The following is a 19,586-nucleotide window of genomic DNA, read 5'->3' as shown; positions in this document are numbered from 1 at the left end:
AGGTGCGTCTCATGACGCGCTCCAGGTCAGGGCGAATACGGTCTGCCCTGGCAGTTGAAAGTGAATCTGGCCATCCGTGCAACTGAAGCTGGCGCGGCGGCTCTGGTTGTCGGGGCCGAACAGTTCGAGCAGGCCGGTGGGGCAGCCGCCGAGGGTCAGCGCCACCTGCTGCAGGCGCTCGGCCTTGTTCACCCCCAGCAGGCTGCGCTGGTGCTGGCGGGCCATGGCCAGGGCATCGACCTCGAACGCGTCGTTGTCCAGGGCCAGCACCTGGTCCAGCCAATGGCGCTGGATGAACTGCTGGGCCAGGCCCACCGGCTTGAGTTCGTAGCGCTGGCCGCCGGCATCGCGCAGCATGCCCTTGGGCCATTCGGGCTCGTCGGCGACGTGGAACCAGTTGAGCATGTCCAGCAGGCCGTCACTGGCGGCGTTGATCACCACCGAGGTCCACCACAGGCCGGCGTAGTGGGTGTTCTGTTCGTAGGGGCTGAGGCTCGAGCCGCTGGACAGGTTGGTCTGGTCCAGCAGCAGCGCCTTGCGCGGCCGGCCCTGGCCATCCAGGCCCACCAGCGCGGCGGCCTGGCGCACGCTGTCGCGGTAGCTGCGGGTGGCGAGCAGGTCGCGGACCATCCATTCGTGCCAGGCCAGGGCATCGATCTGCGCGCCTTGCTCGGCCAGCAGGCGTCGTGCCCAGTCGATGCCGCGGCGCTGCTTGCCGTCGTCGGTGAAGGGCCCGCCGAGCAGGCGCGAGGAGGCCGGCATGGCGATGCGCACGCCAGCCTCGCGGGCACCTGGGTAGTCGCGTACGCGCTTGGCCATGGCCTGGAAGAAATCGCGGTAGCTGGCGTAGTCGCGGTAGTTGAGATTCGGCTCGTCGGCAAAGGCCAGGTAGTGGGTGCCTTTGCCGCCGAGCGCCTTGGTCGCCTCGAGCCAGGCGCTCAACCCATCGGTGCTGGTGCGGTCGCTCCTGAGGTCGGCGACCCGGGCACTGCCGGCCAGCAGGGTGATGTCCTGGACAATGCCGAAGCGCTCCTGATAGAGCTTGCGCCAGGCGTTCTCGAAGTCCGGCTGGCGTTGCAGTACGTCGACGAAACTGTAGAAACCGGCGGCCTGGGGGCGCAGGGCGTCCAGCGCGGCAAAGCTCGAGGCCGGTGGCAGCACGTAGGGCAGGGCGACGCCTAGCCGTGGGGTGGGGCCGAGCACCTTGTCACCCAGGGCCAGGGTCACCTGGCCCGGCAGTTGCGGCAGCTCGCCGAGGTCTGCGGCGCGCTGGGCGAACAGGTTGGCGCTGCCGTCGAGCCAGAAAGCCGCCTTGCCGCTGCCCTGCAGGCCAAGGCGCCAGGTTTCGTCACGGCTGCTGGCAGGCAGCGCCTGTTGATCGAAGCGCCAGTAGGCGCGATAAGGTTTTAGCGGCAGCTGGATGCGCCGGCCATCGCTCAGGCGTTCGGCGAACAGGCCATGCACGCCGCCGTGGTGCTTGCCGGCCAACACCGCCTGCTCGCCGGCCTTGACCCGGAAATACAGAGTAACGCCTGGCCCGACTTCAGCGCTGAAATGCACCTTGGCCGGGGCGAACAGCGCACGGGTACTGCCGTCGTGCTGGACGCGATAGTCGCGGAAACTGTAGCCGGGCACCTCCAGGCGATAGGCGCCGCCGCCCGTCGCCAGTGGCCAGCGTTGCTCGCCGCGAACCTGCGCGGCTTCGATCCGCCTTTCGCTGGCCAGGCGGCCGTTGCCATCCAGCAGGTACAGGTGCTCGGCGTTGGCATCGGCCTGCCAGGCGGGTTGCCACTGGATACGCAGTTCATCGGCGCGGGCCGGCAGCAGGTACAGGCTGCCATCGCGGATGTCCCCCCACTGCACAGGCGCGGCGAAGGCGCCCTGCGCCAGGAGCGCGCCGCACAGCAAGGCCGCCTTCATGCCGCCCGCCGTTGCAGCATCTGGCGCAGCGGCGCCAGGTCGGCGGGCAGGATGATCAGGGTCTGGCCCAGCGGCACGCCACTGAGGCGGCAGTACAGCACCAGCATGGCCACGGTGACCGCCAGGTAGGCGATGGACGAGGCCGCGGCCGCGCCGATGATGCCCCAGGCCGGAATGAGCAAGATGTTGAGCACCAGGTTCAGCGCAGCACCGGCGCCCATCATCAGCGACACCGTGCCGGGGCGGTTCTTGCCCAGAAGGTCCAGGCGCAGGATGCTGGCGTAGCACAGCCCCAGCAGGCCCGGCAGCAACGCCAGCAGGGCCGGATAGGCCGGGGCATACTCGGCGCCGAACAAGGTGACGATCAGCCAGTGGCCGATCAGCGCCATGCCCAGGCAGGCGCCGAGCATCACCGTGGCGGTCAGGCGCAGGGCCAGGGGGGTGATGCGCTCCATGCCGGCATCCTGCTGCAGCAGGCGCTTCATCAGCGGCGTGGTTACCGCCTCGGGAACGATCAGCAGCAGTTCGGCGGCGGCGCTGGCCATGGCGTAGTGGCCCAGGGCGGTGCTGCCGAGCAGTGCGCCGATGAACAGGTAGTCCGAGCGCAGGATCAACTGCTGGAACAACAGGTCGGGGTGGCTCTTGGCGCTGTAGCTGAGCAGCTCGCGCTGGCTGCCACGGTCCCAGCGCAGGGCCAGCGGGTGCTGGCGGCGCAGCCACCACAAGCCCAGCGCCAGGACCAGTGCGATGCCGCACAGCCAACTGATCAGCGCCGCCTCCAGCGCCTCGTCGCGCCACATCCAGAACAATCCGAGGAACAGCAGCAGTGGTGCCAGCGACTCGGTCAGGCGCAGGGCGTTGAAGGCGCCGACGCCGCCGCTGGCGTTGTGCAGGGTCAGCAGGCCGCTCTTGAGCACGGTCATCGGCACCGCCAGCAGCAACAGCCAGGCCAGCAGGCCCAGTTGCACAGTGACCTCAAGGTCGGCGCCGAACTCGCGCACCAGGAACACGCAGGCCAGGGTCAGCACGCCGGCCAGCAGGCAACCGTAGACCAGCACCTGGGTCAGCAGCAGGCCCATGTCGCGCTGCTTGGCCGCCTGGTAGCCGACCGCGCTGTTGAGGCCGCCGCTGGTGGCGGCGCTGATCAGGTCGGGCAGGGTGCTGAGCAGGGCGAACAGGCCGCGCTCGCTGGGCCCGAGGATGCGCGCCAGCAGCACGTTGCGCAGCAGGCGCAGGGCGATCATCGCAAGCTTGGTGCCCATGCTCAGCGCCAGGTGGCGCAGGTAGCTGTTGCGGTTCATCAGCGGTCTCCGCGACTGATGCGCCAGGCCAGCAGCGAGGGCCGGCTGGCATTGCGCTGGCTGACGCCGATGCGCGGCAGCGCCAGCGGGTCGTCATGGCCCTGGCAGATGCCCGGGCGCGTGCTCAGGGCGTAGGGGTAACGATGCGCGGCGACCTGGGCGCGCACGCGCTCGTCGTGGTCGCCGTTGGGGTAGCAGTACACCGGCAGCGGAGCGCGGCAGCCTTCGTTGAGCGCCGCATGGCTGCGGGTCAGCTCCTCTTTGAGGCGATGGTCGTCCAGGTAGGGCAGCAGGGCATGACTGGCGCCATGCGGGCCGAAGCGCACCAGCCCGGAATCCTCCAGGGCGCGCACCTGTTGCCAGTCCATGGCCTGGGGCAGCGATTCCGTCGGGCAGGCATCGGTCAGTACGTGCAGGGCCTGGGGGCTGAGGCTCTTGAGGGTCTGCAGGTAGCGCGCCAGCACCAGGCTGCGGGCCTTGCTGTGGTCGTGCATGAAGTAGGCTGCGGGCAACGGCCGGCCGAGTTTGCGCAGGCGCTCGATCAGTTGTCGCCGTGCCTCCTCGCCATGGCTGCCCCACAAGGTCTCGCCGACGCTTTCCCACCAGAAGCGCTGGCGGCTGCCGATGTAGTCGGTGGACAGGAAGATGCTCGCCGGCACCTGGTGGCGCTGCAGCAGGGGGAAGGCGTTGACGGCGTTGTCGCGCCAGCCGTCGTCGAAGGTCAGCGCCACCTTGGGGCGGCTGTCGCCGCGGGGTTCCTCGTGACTCTGCAGCAGGTCCATGAGGCTGACGCAGTCGAAATGCCGGGGCAGCCAGCGCAGCAAGCCTTCGAAAGCCCGGGGGCCAACGCACAGTTCGTTGCGGTGGGGCAGCGCGGCGCTGGCGTCATCGGCCAGCACCCGGTGCAGCATGAGGATCACCCCGGCGCCACGCAGCTCGGCGCGTCCGCGTGGGGAGTTGAAATAGAACCAGCCGCTGGCCTGCTTGATATGGGTCTTGATCGGCATGTCCGTCGCTCATCGATTCTGGTCGGGGTTCCATTGGCTGTAGCTGTGCCCGCGCAGGAATTGCCACAGGCCCACGCTCATGCCGGCGAGGGTGATCAGCACGAAGGCGGCCAGGCGGAACGGGCGGGGCAAGCGCCGACGGGCGTCGAGCAGGCCGGCGATGGCGGCGGCGTAGCCGAGCAATTGCAGGGCCAGGGTCAGGCGGTAGAAACCGGGCTCGGCGGCCAGCCACAGGTTGGCCAGCAGCAGCGGCAGCAGCAGTACCGGGGCCAGGCGGCGGATCAGCTTGTGGCTGATCAGGGCGATGGCGTACAGGCCGTAGCGCGCCGGGTTGAGCAGCTCGCGGCGGGCGGCCAGGCTCAGCAGGCCACCGACGGTGACGCGCTGGCGACGGCGGAACTGCTTGTCGGCCTCGTCCACGCCCTGGTCGAGCACCACCGCCTCGGGCACATAGACGATGCGCAGGCCGGCGGCCGGTGCGCAGGTGCTGATGAAGAAGTCGTCGTTGACCTGTTTCGGGATCGGCTGGTACAGCGCTCGGCGCAGGGCCAGCAGGGCGCCGTCGGCCGAGACCATGCAGCCGGTGCGGTTCTCCACCTTGCGCACCCAGGCTTCATAGTGGCGGTACAGGCTGTCGCCGATACTCAGTCCCTTGCCCGGATCGGGAATGATCATATGCCCGGCGCTGCCGCCGACATCGGCGTCGGCGAAAGGCGCCAGCAGCAGGCCGAGGGTGTCGGTCGACCACTGGTTGTCGGCGTCGGTGAACACCAGCAGGTCGCCCGTGCACACTTGCACGGCACTGTTCAACGCACCGGCCTTGCCCAGGCGTGGCAGGTCCAGCACCTGCACCCGTGGGTCGCCCAGGCTGCGGGCCAAGGCTACGGTGCGGTCGCTGGAGCCATCGCTGGCCACCACCACCTGCAGCTCGGCGGCTGCGTAGTCCTGGCCGAGCACGCTGGCAAGCTTGGCCTCGATATGGCGCTCTTCGTTGTGCGCGGCGATCACTACGCTCACCCGCTGCGGCGGCAATGGCGAATGCGTGCGACGGGCAAAGAACGGTGCGGCCAGGGTCAGCAGCAGGGGATAGCCGACCCAGGCATATAGCGGCAGCAGCAGGCATAGCCAGAAAATGAACTCAGCCACGGGCGGGCCTCCTTGCGGTGCGGTTGAACAGGCTGAGGATGAAGGCCGCGCCGGCCAGGTGCAGGCGCAGCCAGTGCAGGCCCCAGAGCTGCAGCGTCAGCAGCGGGTCGCGGTGCCTGCGGCTCTGGCGCAGGCTCAGCAGCAGCGCGGGCAGGGCGCTCACCAGCAGGAAGAACAGGGCGACATGCGGGAAACCGTCGAGCAGCGCCGACAGGGCCATGGCGTCCAGCACCCAGGCGCCCACCGAGAGCATCGGGAACCGCAGCAGGCGCAGGCTCACGCCATGGCTGCGCAGCAATTGCAGGTGGCTGCCCTGGCGCCACATCTCCTTGCCCAGCCATTCGCGCCAGTTGGCTTCATAACCCCAGTGCAGCACCGCAGGTTCGCGCAGCACGCGAAGGCGCGCACCGGCTTCATGCAGGCGCAGGGTGAAGTCCTTGTCCTCGCCGGTGCGCAGGCGCTCGTCGAAGCCGCCGACCTGCTCGAACCAGCTGCGCCGCATCAACAGGTTGGGGGTGGGCAGCCAGGTGCAGTCCTGCACCGTCTGGCCGGTGCGCAGGGTGCGCCGTTGCCAGGCCTGGGCGAACCACGGCGCGTGGCGCGGGGTGTCGCAGTCCAGGGCGAAGACATCGCCTTCGCCACGGCGCTGCAGGTCCAGCAGCAGGTCCAGCCAGTGCTCCGGGACTTCGATGTCGGCATCGAGGAAGGCCAGCCAGTCGCCTTGGCTGGCGTTGACGCCGGCATTGCGCAGGGCGCCGATGGCCACGCCCGGCACGCTCAGCACCTGGGCGCCGTGGGCGCGGGCGATCGCCGGGCCGTCGTCGCTGGAGCCGTTGTCCACCACGATCAGCTCGCAGGCCAGCCCCGCCGCGCTGGCCGAGCGCCGGGCGGCGTCGAGGGTGCGGCCGATATGGCGGGCTTCGTTGAACATCGGGATGACGATACTCACCCGGCTCATCGGGCCACCTCCACCGGCTGCTGCTCACGCGCCTGGCCGAGCAGTACGCTGGACAGCGCCAGCATCAGCCACAGGTACTTGTGGCTCGGCGCGCTGAGGAACATCAGGAACAGGCCGATGGCGAGCATGCTCATGGTCAGGTGGGTCATCAGGTCGGCGCGGTCCGGGTCGCCGGCCGCGCGGAAGGCGGCGCGCGCCCGCCAGAAATTGCGCAGGGCCAGCACGATCATGCCGACGAACAGCAGGCCCGCCGGCACGCCGACCTCGCTGAACAGTTCCAGGTAAGTGTTGTGGGCGCGGCGGTAGAGGTCGGTGGTCTTGCTGTTGACCGGGGCGAAGGCCTTGGAGAAGCCGGTGTCGGCGTAATGCAGCGGGAAAGTGCCGGGCCCTGTGCCGAGCAGCGGGCTGTGGCTGATCATCTCCTTGCCCACCACCAGGTAGGAGGCGCGCCGTCCCAGCGACTCGTCCTGGTGCGCGTTGACCCCGGACTTGAGCAGCATCAGCGACTGGATGCGCTCGGCGTAGCCGGCGGGCATCAAGGCGATGCCCAGGGGCAGGACGATGGCCAGGCCGAGCATGGCGAAGCCCAGGTGGCGCGGGCGGATGCGCGTCAGCTGTTCGCGGTAGTTGTGCAGCACGATGCCCAGGCTGATCAGCAGCACCACCAGCCCCGAGCGCGACTCGGTCTTGGTCATGCCCAGCAGCAGCAGCAGGCAGCAACCGGCCCAGAACAGCTTGGCCGGGATCTGCCGCGCCTTGATCGCCAGCCACAGCCCCAGGGGCATGGCGATGGTGATCAGCAGGGCGAAGGCGTTGGGGTCGAGCATGGCCGAGGCGCGGCCCTGCTCCTGGTATTTGGTGGAGAAGATCGCGAACAGGCAGGTAACGCACACGCTGACGGTGATCAGCCGCGCCAGCAGCGGCAGGTTGAGGTCGCGACCGACCAGCAAGGTAATGACGAATACCACCAGGCCCACCAGCAGCTCACGCAGGTGCCCGCCCGACAGGGCCAGGTCGTCGCTGGCCCACAGGCTCAGCAGGTACAGGGCCATGAACGGCAGCAGCAGGCGCCATTGATTGCTGCGCAGGCGCTGGCCGGGGAGTTGGCGCACTGCCAGTTGCAGGCTGAGGATCAGCACCAGGCCGATGCCCACCAGCTTGGCGCCGGACACCAGGCCGTCCTTGAGCAGCCCCTCCAGCGGCACCAGGGTGGCAATCGCCAGCAGGCCCCAGGCCGGCTTGCGGTACAGCACCAGCACGCCGGCCAGGCCGATCACGCCGCCGGGCGCCAGGAACGGGTAGGGGCTGGCCAGCAGACCCAGGCTCAGCAAGGCCACCAGGGCCACCAGCGACAGGGGAATGATCATGCGACAACCTCCTCGGCCGTGCCCCGGTACACCTGGGCCCAGCGTTGTGCCAGGGTCGGCAGGTGGTAGCGTTGACGTTGAGTCTGGCGCGCCCGGGCGACCAGTTCGCCGGCCTGCTCGGGGTCTTGCAGCAGGGCTTCGAGATGCTCGCCCAGCTCGGTCGTGGCCAAGGGACGGGCGAGCAGGCCGTTGTGGCCGTGCTCGATCACGTCGGGGATGCCGCCGACACCGAAGGCCACCACTGGCACACCATCCTGCATGGCTTCGAGCAGGATCATCGGCGTGCCTTCGGTGCGCGAGCTGATGACCAGCGCATCCAGGCGTTTCATCCAGCCGCGCATGTCGCGCTGGAAGCCCGGCAGGGTGATGCGCTCGCCCAGACCGGCAGCGTCGATGCGCTGTTGCAGGGCTTCGCGCTCAGGGCCTTCGCCAAGCATCACGGCGTGGACCCGCGGTTGGCGCTGACACACCGGGATCAGCGTATCGAGGAACAGGTCGGGGCCCTTTTCGCTGGAGAGCCGGCCGACGTAGGCGGCGAGCCAGGGGGCGCCGCCTGGCTGTGCCGCTCCCATGCCATCCTTTGCCTGCGCTTCACAGATCTCGGGCAGTCCGTTGGGAATCACCTGCAGCTTGGCCGCTGGCACCCCGGCATCGCGGTGGATACGGGCAATGCTCTCGGCCACGCACACCACCGTGTCCACCGTCGGCGTGCGGCACAGCTGCAGGCTCAGCCAGGTGTAGAAACGCTGTTTGTGGCTGCGCGGGGTAAATCCATGCTGGGTGCTGACCATCGGCAGGCGCAACAGGCTGGCGCCGATCCAGCCGAACAGCTGCCCCTTGAAGTTATGACTGTTGACCAGCGGACGTTCGCCGCGCTGCGCGCCAAGCGCCTTGAGCACCGCCCCCAGGCCCCGGCAGGTGTCGCACTCGACACCCGCCTCGCGAAAGCGCGTCACCAGTTCGGCCGGGGCATCGAGAAACAGCACCCGATGCCGCCCAGGGGTCGCCTGGCAATGGTCCAGGAGCATGCGCTCGGCGCCGTAGAACCCGCCGCTGCTCAGCAGGTGCAGGATCGGCCGGCCGGCGTGCAGCGCGGCGTTCAATTGCGCACCCAGTGCCACAGGCGTGGCAGCGACCAGCTCTTGTGCGGGTTGGGCAGCGCCGGGGTCTGGTCGTTGATCACCAGCAGCACGGGCAGGCCCAGCTCGTGGCTGATCTGTGCCGGATGCTTGAAGCGGTGGTCGAAGAACTCCCTGACGTAGACCACGGCAATCGCCAGCAGCAGGCCGGTGACCAGGCCGAACGGAATGATCAGGCCGGGTTTCGGGAAGCTCGCCGCGGTGGGCTCGTAGGGGGCGCTGAGGATGCGCGCGTTGGACTGGCTGCCATCGAGCAGGCCCTGGCCACGGCTTTCCTCGTAGCGCTGGGCGTAGGTGGAGAAGGCCTTGTGTAGGGCATCGATCTCGGTGTCCAACTGGCGGGTCTTGCTCTGGGTCTCGCGCAACTGGAGGATGCGCTTGCTGTAGTCGGCGATGCGCTGGGTCTTCTGCTCGATCACCTGCTGGGTCACGGCCAGGTCCTGCTGGCGTTCACGGATGCGGTTCTCGACGATCTTGAGGAACTGCGCGCGCAACTGGGCGATCTGCTGGCGGGCCATCACCATCTGGTCGGAGCCTGGCTGGAACACCGTGGCGTCACCGTTGTAGCGGGCCAGCTGGGTGGTCAGTTGCTCACCGAGCTGCTTGATCTCGCGGTCCTCGAAGGCGACGTTGTCGACTGTGGTGGTGAAGGTGTAGGGGAAGGCGTAGTCGGCCATCTTCGCCTTGTTGGCCGCGGCCAGGCTGCTTTGCAGGTAGTCCAGCCACTTCTGGTTCTGCAGCTGGCGGTCACGTTGCAGGTTGAGCGCCTGTTCTTCGGTGTTGATGGCGTTGAGGCGGAAGGTGATCTCCTCCTTGGGATCCGACGAGCCGATGGCGGTCAGCAGGCCCAGGCGCTGGCTTTCCAGGTCGCCCAGGCGAGCCTGGTAGTGCAGCTTCTTCTGCTCGTAGAAGGCCTCGGGCAGTTCGTTGGACTGCAGGTCCTGGCGGTTGGCCAGGAAGTTCTCCAGCAGACGGCTGACAAACAGCGTGCCCAGCTTCGCGTCATTGGCGCTGTAGGTGATGGAGATCACGTTGGAGCCGGGGAGGGTCTCGACCTTGAGGTCCTTGACCGCCTGGTCGGTGAGGGTGTCGAGCTGGGTGTCGCGATCGTCCGCCACGCTATTGCCGAACAGCCGGTGCAGGGGCTCGATCACTGCGTGACGCAGCGGGTCCAGCACGGTGCGCCGCAGCAGGCCGGGCTCGTCCGGATAGTGGCCTTCCTTGCGCAGCTCGCCGATGGTCTGGCGGATCAGGGTTGGCGAGCGCAGGATGTTGCTCTCGGTCTCCATGTCGGCCAGCGACGGCGGGATGAACTGGTCGGCCTGTTGGCTGAGCGCCGAGGTGGTGTCGCTCTGCGAGAGCTTCTTGGACTGCACGATGACTTCGGCGGTGATGTCGTAGCTCTGCTTGAGCACCAGCGGCAACAGCACGGCGATCACCGCGAACACCAGGAACACCCGTTTCACCAATTGGCGGTTGGCGAAGAAGATGCGGAAGAACTCATGTACGTAGTTTTCTTTCGGTTGCGTGGTCATGGTCCGTCCCCCGGTCAGTCGTTGCTTTCTTTATTGTCGACGCGGTAGCTGAAGCTGAAGCCGAAGCCCTGGAACAGCACCACGTCGGCCAGTTGCCGGGACAGCTCGGCGGCACTTGCCAGCTTGGTCTTGGGCACGTAGAGCATGTCTTCGGGCTGCAGGTAGGCGAGTTTCTGGCTGCCGCCGGAGAGTGCCTGGTCGACGTCGTAGTTGACCGCATGCACGGTGTTGCCCTCGCGACGCATGATCACCACCGAACCGAGCTTGGCCTTGAGGGTCGGGCCGCGGGCCAGGGTCAGCGCCTCGAGCACGGAGACGGGGCGGCGGATCTGGAAGGCGCCGGGCTGGCCGACTTCGCCGAGCACGTAGATCTCGTTGGCGGCGGTGGACTTGAGCAGCACGTCCACGCTCATGCGGCCCGGCAAGCTGGCGTAGCGCTCGTTGAGGTAGTCGCGCAGCTGGTTGACGGTCATGCCTTGCAGCGGTACCGAGCCGATTTCCGGGAAGGTGGCGCGGCCGTCGTTGCCCACGGTGATGTCGCGGCTCATGCCGGTGCCGGGGTGGCTGAGGGCGTTCTTCAGGTTGACCTCGTCGGTCATCGGGCTCATCACCCGCACGGTGACCTGGTCACGGTTGGGCTTGAACACCCGCTTGTCCTGGTAGGCCTGGCGGATGGCGCTCTCGGCTTCGCCCGGGGTCATGCCCTCGACGCGTACCGCGGCATTGGTGCTGGGCAGGGTGATGGTGCCGTCGGGCTGCACCAGCTGGTTGCCGTTCAGGCCGCTGGCGGCCATGAAGTTCAGGTCCAGGGTGTCGCCGGACTGGATGCGGTAGGCCCCGGCCGAACGGTTGCTGACGTGGAAGATCACTTCCAGCACGTCCTGCGGGCGCAGTACCTGCTCGCGGCGGGCGACTTCGGTGGCCTGGCTTTCGGCAGGAGGCGCGGTGAGGATCTGTACCGGCATCTCGCGGTTTTCCTGGCTGGCGCAGCCGGCCAGGGCCAGTACGCACAGGGCAATCGAGGGATATCTCATGGCGTTCATCCTGTGCGGCCTCTCAGAGATTTTCGTACAGCCACTTGGGCATGTAGTACTTGCGCTTGTTGAACACGCTGCCGATCAGCCGCGCGCCGGCCTGAGTCAGGCGCTGGCTGGCGGCCTGGGCCACCTCCCAGCGGGTCTCCTCGGCGCACACCACCAGGATCACGCCGTCGACCAGGGTGCCGATCACCAGGCTGTCGGCGCTGGCGTAGATCGCCTCGCCGTCGATCACCACGAAGCGGTACTGATTGCTCAACTGGTGCAGCAGCACGCGCAACTGCTCGGGGTCGAGACGGTCGCGGCCGCGTTTCCAGGTGCCCACCGGCAGCACGTCGAACGGCTGGTCGGACAGGCGCACGATGCAGTCCTGGGCCAGCGGCGGGGTGTCCTGGTTGAACAGCAGGTCGCTGTAGCCGCGCAGTTTGGTCAGGCCCAGTTGCTGGCTGAGGCCGCCAGGTACCAGGCTGGCATCGATCAGCAGCACGTTGCCGGCACTCATGAGGGCCAGCTGGCTGGCGAAGGCCAGGGCGCTGGTGCTGGTGCCACTGCCGGTGTTGGCCGCGGTCAGCAGCAGGGTGCGCTGGTCGAGGTCGAGCACGGTGGCGGTCAGGTTGGTCTCGCTTGGGGTAGCGATCGTCAGGCTTCTCGAGGATGAACCGTCCATCTCAGCTTGCTCCGTGGCCAGTGAAGACTTTGAACGGGGTCTTGAGCAGGATCTTCAGGTCCAGCATCAGGCTCTGTTCGTTGATGTAACTCAGGTCCAGCTCCACACGTTGGTCGAAGTCGATGTTGCTGCGCCCGGAGATCTGCCACAGGCCGGTCATGCCCGGGTAGATCGACAGCCGCGCCAGGTGGTTGTCGTGGTAGCGGTAGGCGTTGAACGAAGTGGGGCGCGGGCCGACCAGGCGCATGTCGCCGGTGACCACGTTGATCAGGTTGGGCAGCTCGTCCAGGCTGCTTCTGCGCAACCAGCCGCCGACCGAGGTGATGCGCGGGTCCTTGTCGATCTTGAAGTCGATGGCGTCGGCGCCATGCTTGTTCAGGTGACGCACCGAATCCTTCAACGCCTCGGCGTTGGCCACCATGGTGCGGAACTTGAACATGCCGAAGGCGCGGCCACGGTAGCCGGTGCGTTTCTGCACGAAGAACACCGGGCCCGGACTGGACTGCTTGATCAGCAGCGCCAGCACCAGGAACAGCGGCGAGAGGAGCAGCAGCAGGGTCAGCGCGGCCAGGCACGACAGCACGCGGTTGGTGCGCGAAAGGGTCCAGGGGCGACCACCGACGCGGCCGGTGATCCAGCCGCGGCCCTGCATGTGGATGGCGGCATCGATGCGCTGCCGGTGCGCCGGGTCCATGCGTTTGTCCTGGTACAGCGCCTGCAGTTGCGCGCTCTTGGGTTGTCCTGTCATACCGCCCTCCGTTGATCTGGCTGCTCGCCCGTGGGCGCCGCTTCGCTGGCGGCGGGCGAGTAGTAGCTCTTGAACCAGGCGACGAAGCGCCTGAGCCCCTCATCGAGGCCTATCTGTGGGGTGAATCCGGTGACCCTGGCCAGGGCGCTGGCATCGGCGCAGGTGGCCAGGACATCGCCTGGTTGCAGTGGCAGCAGTTCGATCACCGCGTTGCGCTGCAGATGTTTCTCCAGCAGCGCCAGGTAGTCGAGCAGCTCCACCGGACGCTGCCCGCCGATGTTGTACAGCCGCCACGGCGCGTGACTGCTGGCCGGGTCCGCAGCGAGCGCATCCCACTGCGGGTTGGCGACCGGGGGCAGGGGGATCAGCCGTACCAGGCTCTCGACGATGTCGTCGATATAGGTGAAGTCGCGCTGGTGGCGGCCATGGTTGAACAGCTGGATCGGCCGCCCTTCGCTGATCGCCCTGGCGAACTGCATCGGCGACATGTCCGGGCGGCCCCAGGGGCCGTACACGGTGAAGAAGCGCAGGCCGCTGCAGGGAATGCCGTACAGGTGGCTGTAGCTGTGGGCCATGGCCTCGTTGGCCTTCTTGGTGGCGGCATACAGCGACAGCGGGTGGTCCACGGCGTCTTCGACCCGATACGGCGTTTGCTGATTGGCGCCGTACACCGAGCTGGACGAGGCGTACAGCAGGTGCTGGACCGGGTGCCGGCGGCAGCCTTCGAGCACGTTGAGGAAACCGGCCAGGTTGCTGTCCAGGTAGGCCTGCGGGTTCTGCAGCGAGTAGCGCACCCCGGCCTGGGCCGCCAGGTGCACGACCACTTCCGGGCGTTCGCTGGCGAACAGCCGGGCCATGCTGTCGCGGTCGCCCAGGTCCAGGCAGTGCAGCGGGAAATCGCCCACCGTCTGCCGTACCCAGTGCACGCGGGCATGCTTGAGCGACGGCTCGTAGTAGTCGTTGAAGTTGTCCAGCCCCACCACCTGGTGCCCTTCGAGCAACAGCTGGCGACAGGTGTGGGCACCGATGAAACCGGCTGCGCCGGTGACCAGCACTTTCATGGCGCATCCGCCTGCGGGCTGACCTGGCGCAGGCCGATGCCACTGTAGTGCAGGCCGTGGGCGGCCACCTGCTCGGGGTTGTACAGGTTGCGACCATCGATGATCACCCGCTCGCGCAGCTTGCTGGCCAGCATCGAGAAGTCGACCACGCGGAAATTCTTCCACTCGGTGCAGATCACCAGGGCGTCGGCGTCCTGCAGGGTGTCGTCGCGGGTGGCGCACAGCTGCAGGTCTTCGCGGTAACCGTACAGGCGCCGGCATTCGTCCATGGCTTCGGGGTCATAGGCGCGCACCGTGGCGCCCTCGGCCCACAGCGCTTCCATCAGGTAGCGGCTGGGCGCTTCGCGCATGTCGTCGGTGTTGGGCTTGAAAGCCAGGCCCCACAGGGCGATGGATTTGCCCGCCAGGCCGGCAAGGCGTTGCTTGAGCTTGGCGAAGAGGATGCGCCGCTGCTGGTCGTTGACCTCGCTGACACTCTGCAGCAGGCGCAGCGGCATGCCACTGTGCGCGGCGGTGTGCAGCAGGGCCTTGATGTCCTTGGGGAAGCACGAGCCGCCGAAGCCGCAACCGGGGTAGATGAAGTGGTAGCCGATGCGCGGGTCGGAGCCGATGCCGCGGCGTACCGCCTCGATATCGGCGCCCAGGTGTTCGCTGAGATTGGCCAGCTCGTTCATGAAGCTGATGCGGGTGGCGAGCATGGCGTTGGCGGCGTACTTGGTCAGTTCGGCGCTGCGGTTATCCATGAACATCAGTTTTTCGTGGTTGCGGCAGAACGGCGCGTACAGTTCGGCCAGCTGGTCATGGGCGACTTCGTCGAGGGTGCCGACGATGATGCGGTCCGGGCGCATGCAGTCGGCCAGGGCGCTGCCTTCCTTGAGAAACTCGGGGTTGGACACCACGCGTACGTGCAACTGGCCCTTGCCCAGGCGCTGCAACTCGTCGCGGGCCAGCGCCATGACCTTGTCGGCGGTGCCCACCGGCACGGTGGACTTGATGATCAATGTGTGGTCGGTTTCCATCAGCGCGGCGATCTGCCGGGTGACGTTGAGCACATGGGTCAGGTCGGCCGAGCCGTCCTCGTCGGGTGGCGTGCCGACGGCGATGAAGATCAGCTCGGCATGGCTGACGGCATCACTGGCCTGGGTGCTGAACAGCAGGCGACCTTCCTTGATGTTGTCCTCGAGCAAGTTCGACAGGCCCGGCTCGCTGATTGGCGGCACGCCCTGGCGTAACTGGTTGATCTTGTGGGTATCGACATCCACGCACAGTACCCGGTGACCTACGTCCGCCAGTGCTGCTGCCTGTACCAGTCCGACATAACCGGTGCCAAAAACGCTCACGTCCATGCGCGGTGCCTCGAATGGATGAGTAAGGGAGATGAAACAGTGGTGTGAATTGGGTATAGCTCAGCGCGGTGGAATTGCGTCAAAGCAATGGCATGTTTCGTCGCATTTACAGACTCCAAGCAAACGGGCCATCTGCCACCAACCCGTTTCCAATCCGTGTGTTAGCGAACATAGCTAGTGGCAATTGGCCGTTCGACGAACCGATGAACGGTCCAATGCAGCGGAATAAGCGGGTTGCAGACGATAGGGATAATCAACAACAACTTGCGGTTGGTGCCAGATTCTGGTGTCGGCATGTCGTCGGAATTTTGACTTTTTTGCGTTGTGGTTTGTTTCAGAGCTGCTACGGTTTGGGAAGAATTCCATGACCGGAGTGGCCGAAACATGCGCGGATGGGTCAAGCTTTTGCTGCTGCTGGTCTACCTGGCGAGTTTTCATGGCTATTACCGTGAGCGCATAGAAGCCTTGGGTATTGGCGTGCCGCTGATACTTTACCTGGGCGTTTTTGCGGTATTGGCGGCGGCGCTTGTGCTGGCGGCGTTCACGCGCCCGGGGTGGCTGCGCTGGGCGCTGGCCCTGATGTTCACGGTCAGCGCGATCTTTCTCGACGCTTATAACCGCATCACCGATTCATACCTGACCTATAGCGCCTTCGTGTCCATGGTCTACGCCGGCGCTTTCGTCCAGGAGGCGCTGCAGCAATATCACTACGCCATAACCCTCGCTGCGGCACGGGCGCTGCTGTTGCTGCTGGGCATTGGCCTGCGTCCGGGGCCGACGCCGAAGTTGCCGCGCCTGTTGCCACCGTTGGCACCGCTGCTGGGGTTGCTGGCGCTGGTCACCATCCTGTTCGTGCGTGCCGGCGAGGGTGCTCGTGGGCTGCCGGTGATGTACACGCCGCTGGCCTACCTGAGCCTGTTCACCTACGAGACCTTGCACGACCATGTCGGGCCACGTCAGCCTGTGACCCTTGCCCAGTCGGGGCCGGCGATGGCGCGGGACATCGTGCTGCTGATCGACGAGAGCATCTCGGGCAACTACCTGGACTTGAACACCCCGGCCGGGGTCACCAGCCATCTGGCCCAGGCCCAGCCCGGCGTGCAGATCGTCAATTTCGGCTACGCCGCGTCCATTGCCAACTGCAGCGCCGACACCAATGTCACCCTGCGCTATGGCGGCACCCGCGCCGACTACCTGCGCATTAACTCGACCCAGCCGTCGATCTGGCAGTACGCCAAGCGCGCGGGCCTGGAGACGGTCTACATCGACGGGCAGCGCACTGGTGGCAATTTGCAGAACCTGATGACCGAAACCGAGAAGCGCGATATCGACCAGTTCATCCAGTTCGACGACACCCCCGTTGTGCAGCGCGACATGGCGGCGCTCGATCGGCTGGTGGCGCTGCTCAAGGATGGCAAGCCGCACCTGATCGTGGTGAACAAGGTCGGCGCCCATTTCCCGGTGCACGACAAGTATCCGGACGACTTCCTCAAGTACCAGCCCGCGTTGCCCCGGGGCCACTACGTCGATATCGCTGACACTGGCACCCGCGACGGTTTCGATGGCCGCCCGCAGGACTGGGTGCTGTACCGCAATGCCTACCAGAACACCGTGCTGTGGAGCGTCGGCGAGTTCTTCCGCCGCCTGTTCGCCGAGGCCGACCTCAGCCAGGCCGTGGTGCTGTACACCTCCGACCATGGCCAGGACCTGCATGAGCGTGGCAACCCTGGGCTGAACACCCATTGCGACAGCGACCCGGTGCCGGAGGAGGGCCTGGTGCCGCTGGTAGTGATCCAGGGGCAGGGCCTCAGGACACTGGATTGGGAAGGCAACCTGGCGGTGAATCGTAACGCCTCCAGCCACTACAACCTGTTCCCCACAATGCTCAAGCTGATGGGCTACGACAACAAGGCGGTCAGCGCGCTCTACGGGCGGTCGCTGGACATGCCGACGGACGATCCGTTCACCTTCAACGTGCGTTTCAATGCGCGGCTGGGGGCCAAGCCGGATTTCCGTCACATCGACCTGGGGCAGGTGGTCACTCCCGCCAGTGTCCTGGCGGGGCAACCGATGCCGGTAGGCAAGGCTGACTGACGTCAGAAGTCGATGCTGGCGGACACCTGCACGGTGCGTGGCGCACCCAGCCCCAGGCTGGTGAGCAGCGGCATGCCCCAGTAGGCCTTGTTGGTCACGTTCTCCACCGTGCCGCGCAAGGTCACCGGGTGGTCGGCCACCTGCAGCCGGTAGCGGGCACCGACATCGTAGATGGTGTAGCCGGGAATCGACTGGCTGTTGTCGCTGCTGATGTACTGTTTCGACACGGCGGTGGCGTTGGCGGTCAGGGTCAGGCCATCGAGCAGTGGGGTATCCCACTCCACGCCCAGCTTGCCCTGCAGTTTCGGCTGGCCGGTGGCGGTCTTGCCTTCATCCGAACCGCTTGCGGCCTTGGTCACCTTCGGGTCAAGCCGAGCCACGCCGCCCATCAGGCGCACATCCGGCATCGGTGTACCGAAGAAGCTCCACTCGAGCCCGCGGTTGCGCTGTTCGCCGCCGAAGGAGAACACTCTGGTTACCGGGTCGGTGAAGCTGCTGGGGCGTTCTATCTGGTACAGGCTCAGGGTGTGGGCGAAGTCGCCGAGGTCGAGCTTGACGCCGACTTCCTTCTGCTTGGACTTGTAAGGGGCGAAGACCTCGCCGCGATTGGCCGTGTTGAACGGCGCGATGGCGCCCTTGCTCAGGCCCTCGATGTAGTTGGCGTACAGCGACACCTCGTCGGTGACCTTGACCAGCACTGCCGCCGCTGGGGTCGTGGCGCTCTCGTTGTATCGCGTGGTGTGCGCGCCGTTGCTGACGTCGAAGCTGTCGGTCAGCACCTGCTGGCGACGCACGCCCAAGGTGAGCTGCAGGCGCTCGTCGAGGAACGACAGGGTGTCGGCCAGGCCGTAGCTGCTCAGGCGCGATTCGGTGTGGGAGATGGGGGGGTAGCTCCTGGCGGCCTCGGGGCCCCAGACCGGGTGGTAGATATTGTTGATCCACTCGGCGCCCGGGATGTCACGCCGACCATAGTCGCGTTGCTTATCCGAATAGTGCGTGGCGTTGAGCGACCACTGATGACCCACGCCGAAGGTGTCGAAATGGCCGCGCAGGCCGGCTTCGCCCGAGGTCTTCTTCAGGTCGATCTTCAACTGGCCCATGCGTGTCTCCATGTCCCCGGCGGTGTTGAACACCTCGGCGAGCATGGTGCCACTGTAGGCATAGTCGGTCTTGCTGGTGCCGGCGGCGGCATAGGCCATGAGGTTGTCGTTTAGGTCGTACTCGCCGCGCACGATCACGCCCTTGTCGCGGGTCTGGACGAAGCCCCAGTCCGGGTTGAGCAAGGTCTCGGACTTTGGCGGCCTGGGCACCGGCACGCCCTCGGCCAGGCCGATACCGCGGTTCTGGCCCCTGACCCGGTCCTCGCTCTCGTAAAGGTCGGCAGACAGCCGCGCGCGCTCGCCACGCCAGTCCAGGCCCAGGGCATTGAGCTCGGCCTTCATGCGCTGGTGGTCGGTGGCGGTATCGCCGTCGCGGTAGACGCTGTTGAAGCGCACGCCGAACTGTTGTTCCTCGCCGAAGCGACGGCCGACGTCCAGATGCCCGCCGAACTGCGCGTCCGACATGTAGGTGCCGGTGATCCGCGTCAGCGGTTCGGCGCCCGCGCGCTTGGGCACCAGGTTGATGCTGCCGGCCACCGAACCGCCTGGCGGCATGCCGTTGAGCAGGGCGGACGGGCCCTTGAGCACCTCGACGCGCTCGAACATCTCGGGCGAGATTCGGTAGTAGGGTGCCATGCCGTACAAGCCACCGATGCTCACGTCGTTGATGTTGGAGTTGAAGCCGCGGATCGAGTAGTTCTCGCTGTAGGTACCCTTGAGCCCGTTGCTGAACACTGACGGGTCAGTGGCGGCGATGACATCGGTGATGGTCTGGGCCTGGGTGTCCTCGATGTATTTCTCGGTGTAGCTGATGGTGCTGAACGGCGTCTCCATGAAGTCCTTGTTGCCCAGTAGCCCGACCCGGCCACCCGAGGCCACCTGGCCACCGGCGTAGACCGGCGGCAATGCACTCGGTACGTCCAGGCTGCCTTCGACCCGGGTCTCGGTCAGCTCCAGGCTGCCATTGGTCTGGCCCTGTCGGGTTTTTTCCACTTCCTCGGTCTGCGCCGCAGTCACCCCCATGGACACGCCGCCCAGGCCGAGCAGCAAAGCCATGTGCACGGCGGTGAAAGTGCGATTGAGGTCGAAGTGGGGCACAGCCGGCTGCTGCGCCGGGCTGACAGGTTGTTGCGACATGCTGGATTCCTTTCGATTCGCAA

At 66.7% G+C, this 19,586-nt stretch carries 15 protein-coding genes; 1 reads left to right on the top strand and 14 read right to left on the bottom strand.

Translation table 11 applies throughout. From position 1 onward, the window contains the following. Positions 1-9 precede the first annotated feature (9 nt). The 13 genes from AAHK21_RS00895 to AAHK21_RS00835 are packed head-to-tail and all read right to left on the bottom strand — an operon-like array spanning position 10 to position 15,232. Positions 10-1,920, bottom strand: coding sequence for a hypothetical protein (locus tag AAHK21_RS00895; RefSeq protein WP_367856054.1), 1,911 nt, complete (start codon positions 1,918-1,920; stop codon positions 10-12). Beyond that, a complete protein-coding gene (locus AAHK21_RS00890) occupies positions 1,917-3,221 on the bottom strand; it encodes a lipopolysaccharide biosynthesis protein (RefSeq protein ID WP_367856053.1) in 1,305 nt (434 codons plus the stop codon). The genes AAHK21_RS00895 and AAHK21_RS00890 overlap by 4 nt, the downstream gene beginning before the upstream one ends. Further along, positions 3,221-4,228 carry a polysaccharide deacetylase family protein gene (locus tag AAHK21_RS00885; protein WP_046855789.1) on the bottom strand — a complete coding sequence of 336 codons (1,008 nt, stop codon included), beginning with the start codon at positions 4,226-4,228 and terminating at the stop codon, positions 3,221-3,223. The genes AAHK21_RS00890 and AAHK21_RS00885 overlap by 1 nt, the downstream gene beginning before the upstream one ends. A gap of 9 nt (positions 4,229-4,237) precedes the next feature. Continuing rightward, complete coding sequence (locus AAHK21_RS00880) at positions 4,238-5,374, bottom strand: glycosyltransferase (RefSeq protein WP_367856052.1); 1,137 nt, start codon at positions 5,372-5,374, stop codon at positions 4,238-4,240. Next, positions 5,367-6,332: a glycosyltransferase family 2 protein gene (locus tag AAHK21_RS00875; RefSeq protein ID WP_367856051.1), complete on the bottom strand. Its 966-nt coding sequence runs from the start codon at positions 6,330-6,332 to the stop codon at positions 5,367-5,369. Before AAHK21_RS00875 ends, AAHK21_RS00880 begins: the two co-directional genes overlap by 8 nt. Next, the gene (locus AAHK21_RS00870; RefSeq protein WP_367856050.1) at positions 6,329-7,699 is read right to left on the bottom strand and encodes an O-antigen ligase family protein; all 1,371 of its coding nucleotides are present in this window, start codon (positions 7,697-7,699) and stop codon (positions 6,329-6,331) included. The genes AAHK21_RS00875 and AAHK21_RS00870 overlap by 4 nt, the downstream gene beginning before the upstream one ends. Beyond that, positions 7,696-8,802 (bottom strand): glycosyltransferase family 4 protein, encoded by a 1,107-nt coding sequence (locus AAHK21_RS00865; RefSeq protein WP_367856049.1) that lies wholly within the window; start codon positions 8,800-8,802, stop codon positions 7,696-7,698. The genes AAHK21_RS00870 and AAHK21_RS00865 overlap by 4 nt, the downstream gene beginning before the upstream one ends. Next, complete coding sequence (locus AAHK21_RS00860) at positions 8,799-10,373, bottom strand: Wzz/FepE/Etk N-terminal domain-containing protein (RefSeq protein ID WP_046855785.1); 1,575 nt, start codon at positions 10,371-10,373, stop codon at positions 8,799-8,801. Before AAHK21_RS00860 ends, AAHK21_RS00865 begins: the two co-directional genes overlap by 4 nt. Positions 10,374-10,387: 14 nt before the next feature. Further along, positions 10,388-11,407 (bottom strand): polysaccharide biosynthesis/export family protein, encoded by a 1,020-nt coding sequence (locus AAHK21_RS00855; RefSeq protein ID WP_367856048.1) that lies wholly within the window; start codon positions 11,405-11,407, stop codon positions 10,388-10,390. Positions 11,408-11,429: 22 nt separating this feature from the next. Beyond that, entirely contained in the window at positions 11,430-12,077 is a 648-nt protein-coding gene (locus AAHK21_RS00850; protein WP_367856047.1) for a CpsD/CapB family tyrosine-protein kinase, read from the bottom strand. A gap of 1 nt (position 12,078) precedes the next feature. Beyond that, a complete protein-coding gene (locus AAHK21_RS00845; protein WP_046855782.1) occupies positions 12,079-12,825 on the bottom strand; it encodes a sugar transferase in 747 nt (248 codons plus the stop codon). Then, the gene (locus tag AAHK21_RS00840; RefSeq protein WP_367856046.1) at positions 12,822-13,886 is read right to left on the bottom strand and encodes an NAD-dependent epimerase; all 1,065 of its coding nucleotides are present in this window, start codon (positions 13,884-13,886) and stop codon (positions 12,822-12,824) included. Before AAHK21_RS00840 ends, AAHK21_RS00845 begins: the two co-directional genes overlap by 4 nt. After that, complete coding sequence (locus AAHK21_RS00835; RefSeq protein ID WP_367856045.1) at positions 13,883-15,232, bottom strand: UDP-glucose/GDP-mannose dehydrogenase family protein; 1,350 nt, start codon at positions 15,230-15,232, stop codon at positions 13,883-13,885. The genes AAHK21_RS00840 and AAHK21_RS00835 overlap by 4 nt, the downstream gene beginning before the upstream one ends. A 384-nt stretch (positions 15,233-15,616) precedes the next feature. Between AAHK21_RS00835 and AAHK21_RS00830 the strand changes: the two genes are divergently transcribed. Further along, the gene (locus tag AAHK21_RS00830; RefSeq protein ID WP_367856044.1) at positions 15,617-17,326 is read left to right on the top strand and encodes a sulfatase-like hydrolase/transferase; all 1,710 of its coding nucleotides are present in this window, start codon (positions 15,617-15,619) and stop codon (positions 17,324-17,326) included. A 2-nt stretch (positions 17,327-17,328) separates the two neighbouring features. Here the strand turns inward: AAHK21_RS00830 and AAHK21_RS00825 are convergent, their stop codons facing one another. Further along, the gene (locus tag AAHK21_RS00825) at positions 17,329-19,563 is read right to left on the bottom strand and encodes a TonB-dependent receptor (protein ID WP_367856043.1); all 2,235 of its coding nucleotides are present in this window, start codon (positions 19,561-19,563) and stop codon (positions 17,329-17,331) included. Positions 19,564-19,586: the final 23 nt, after the last annotated feature.

The organism is Pseudomonas sp. TE50-2 (assembly GCF_040813665.1).
Taxonomy (GTDB): domain Bacteria; phylum Pseudomonadota; class Gammaproteobacteria; order Pseudomonadales; family Pseudomonadaceae; genus Aquipseudomonas; species Aquipseudomonas soli.
The sequence above is the reverse complement of the archived record's forward strand: the minus strand, read 5'-3'. Positions and strand labels throughout refer to the sequence as shown.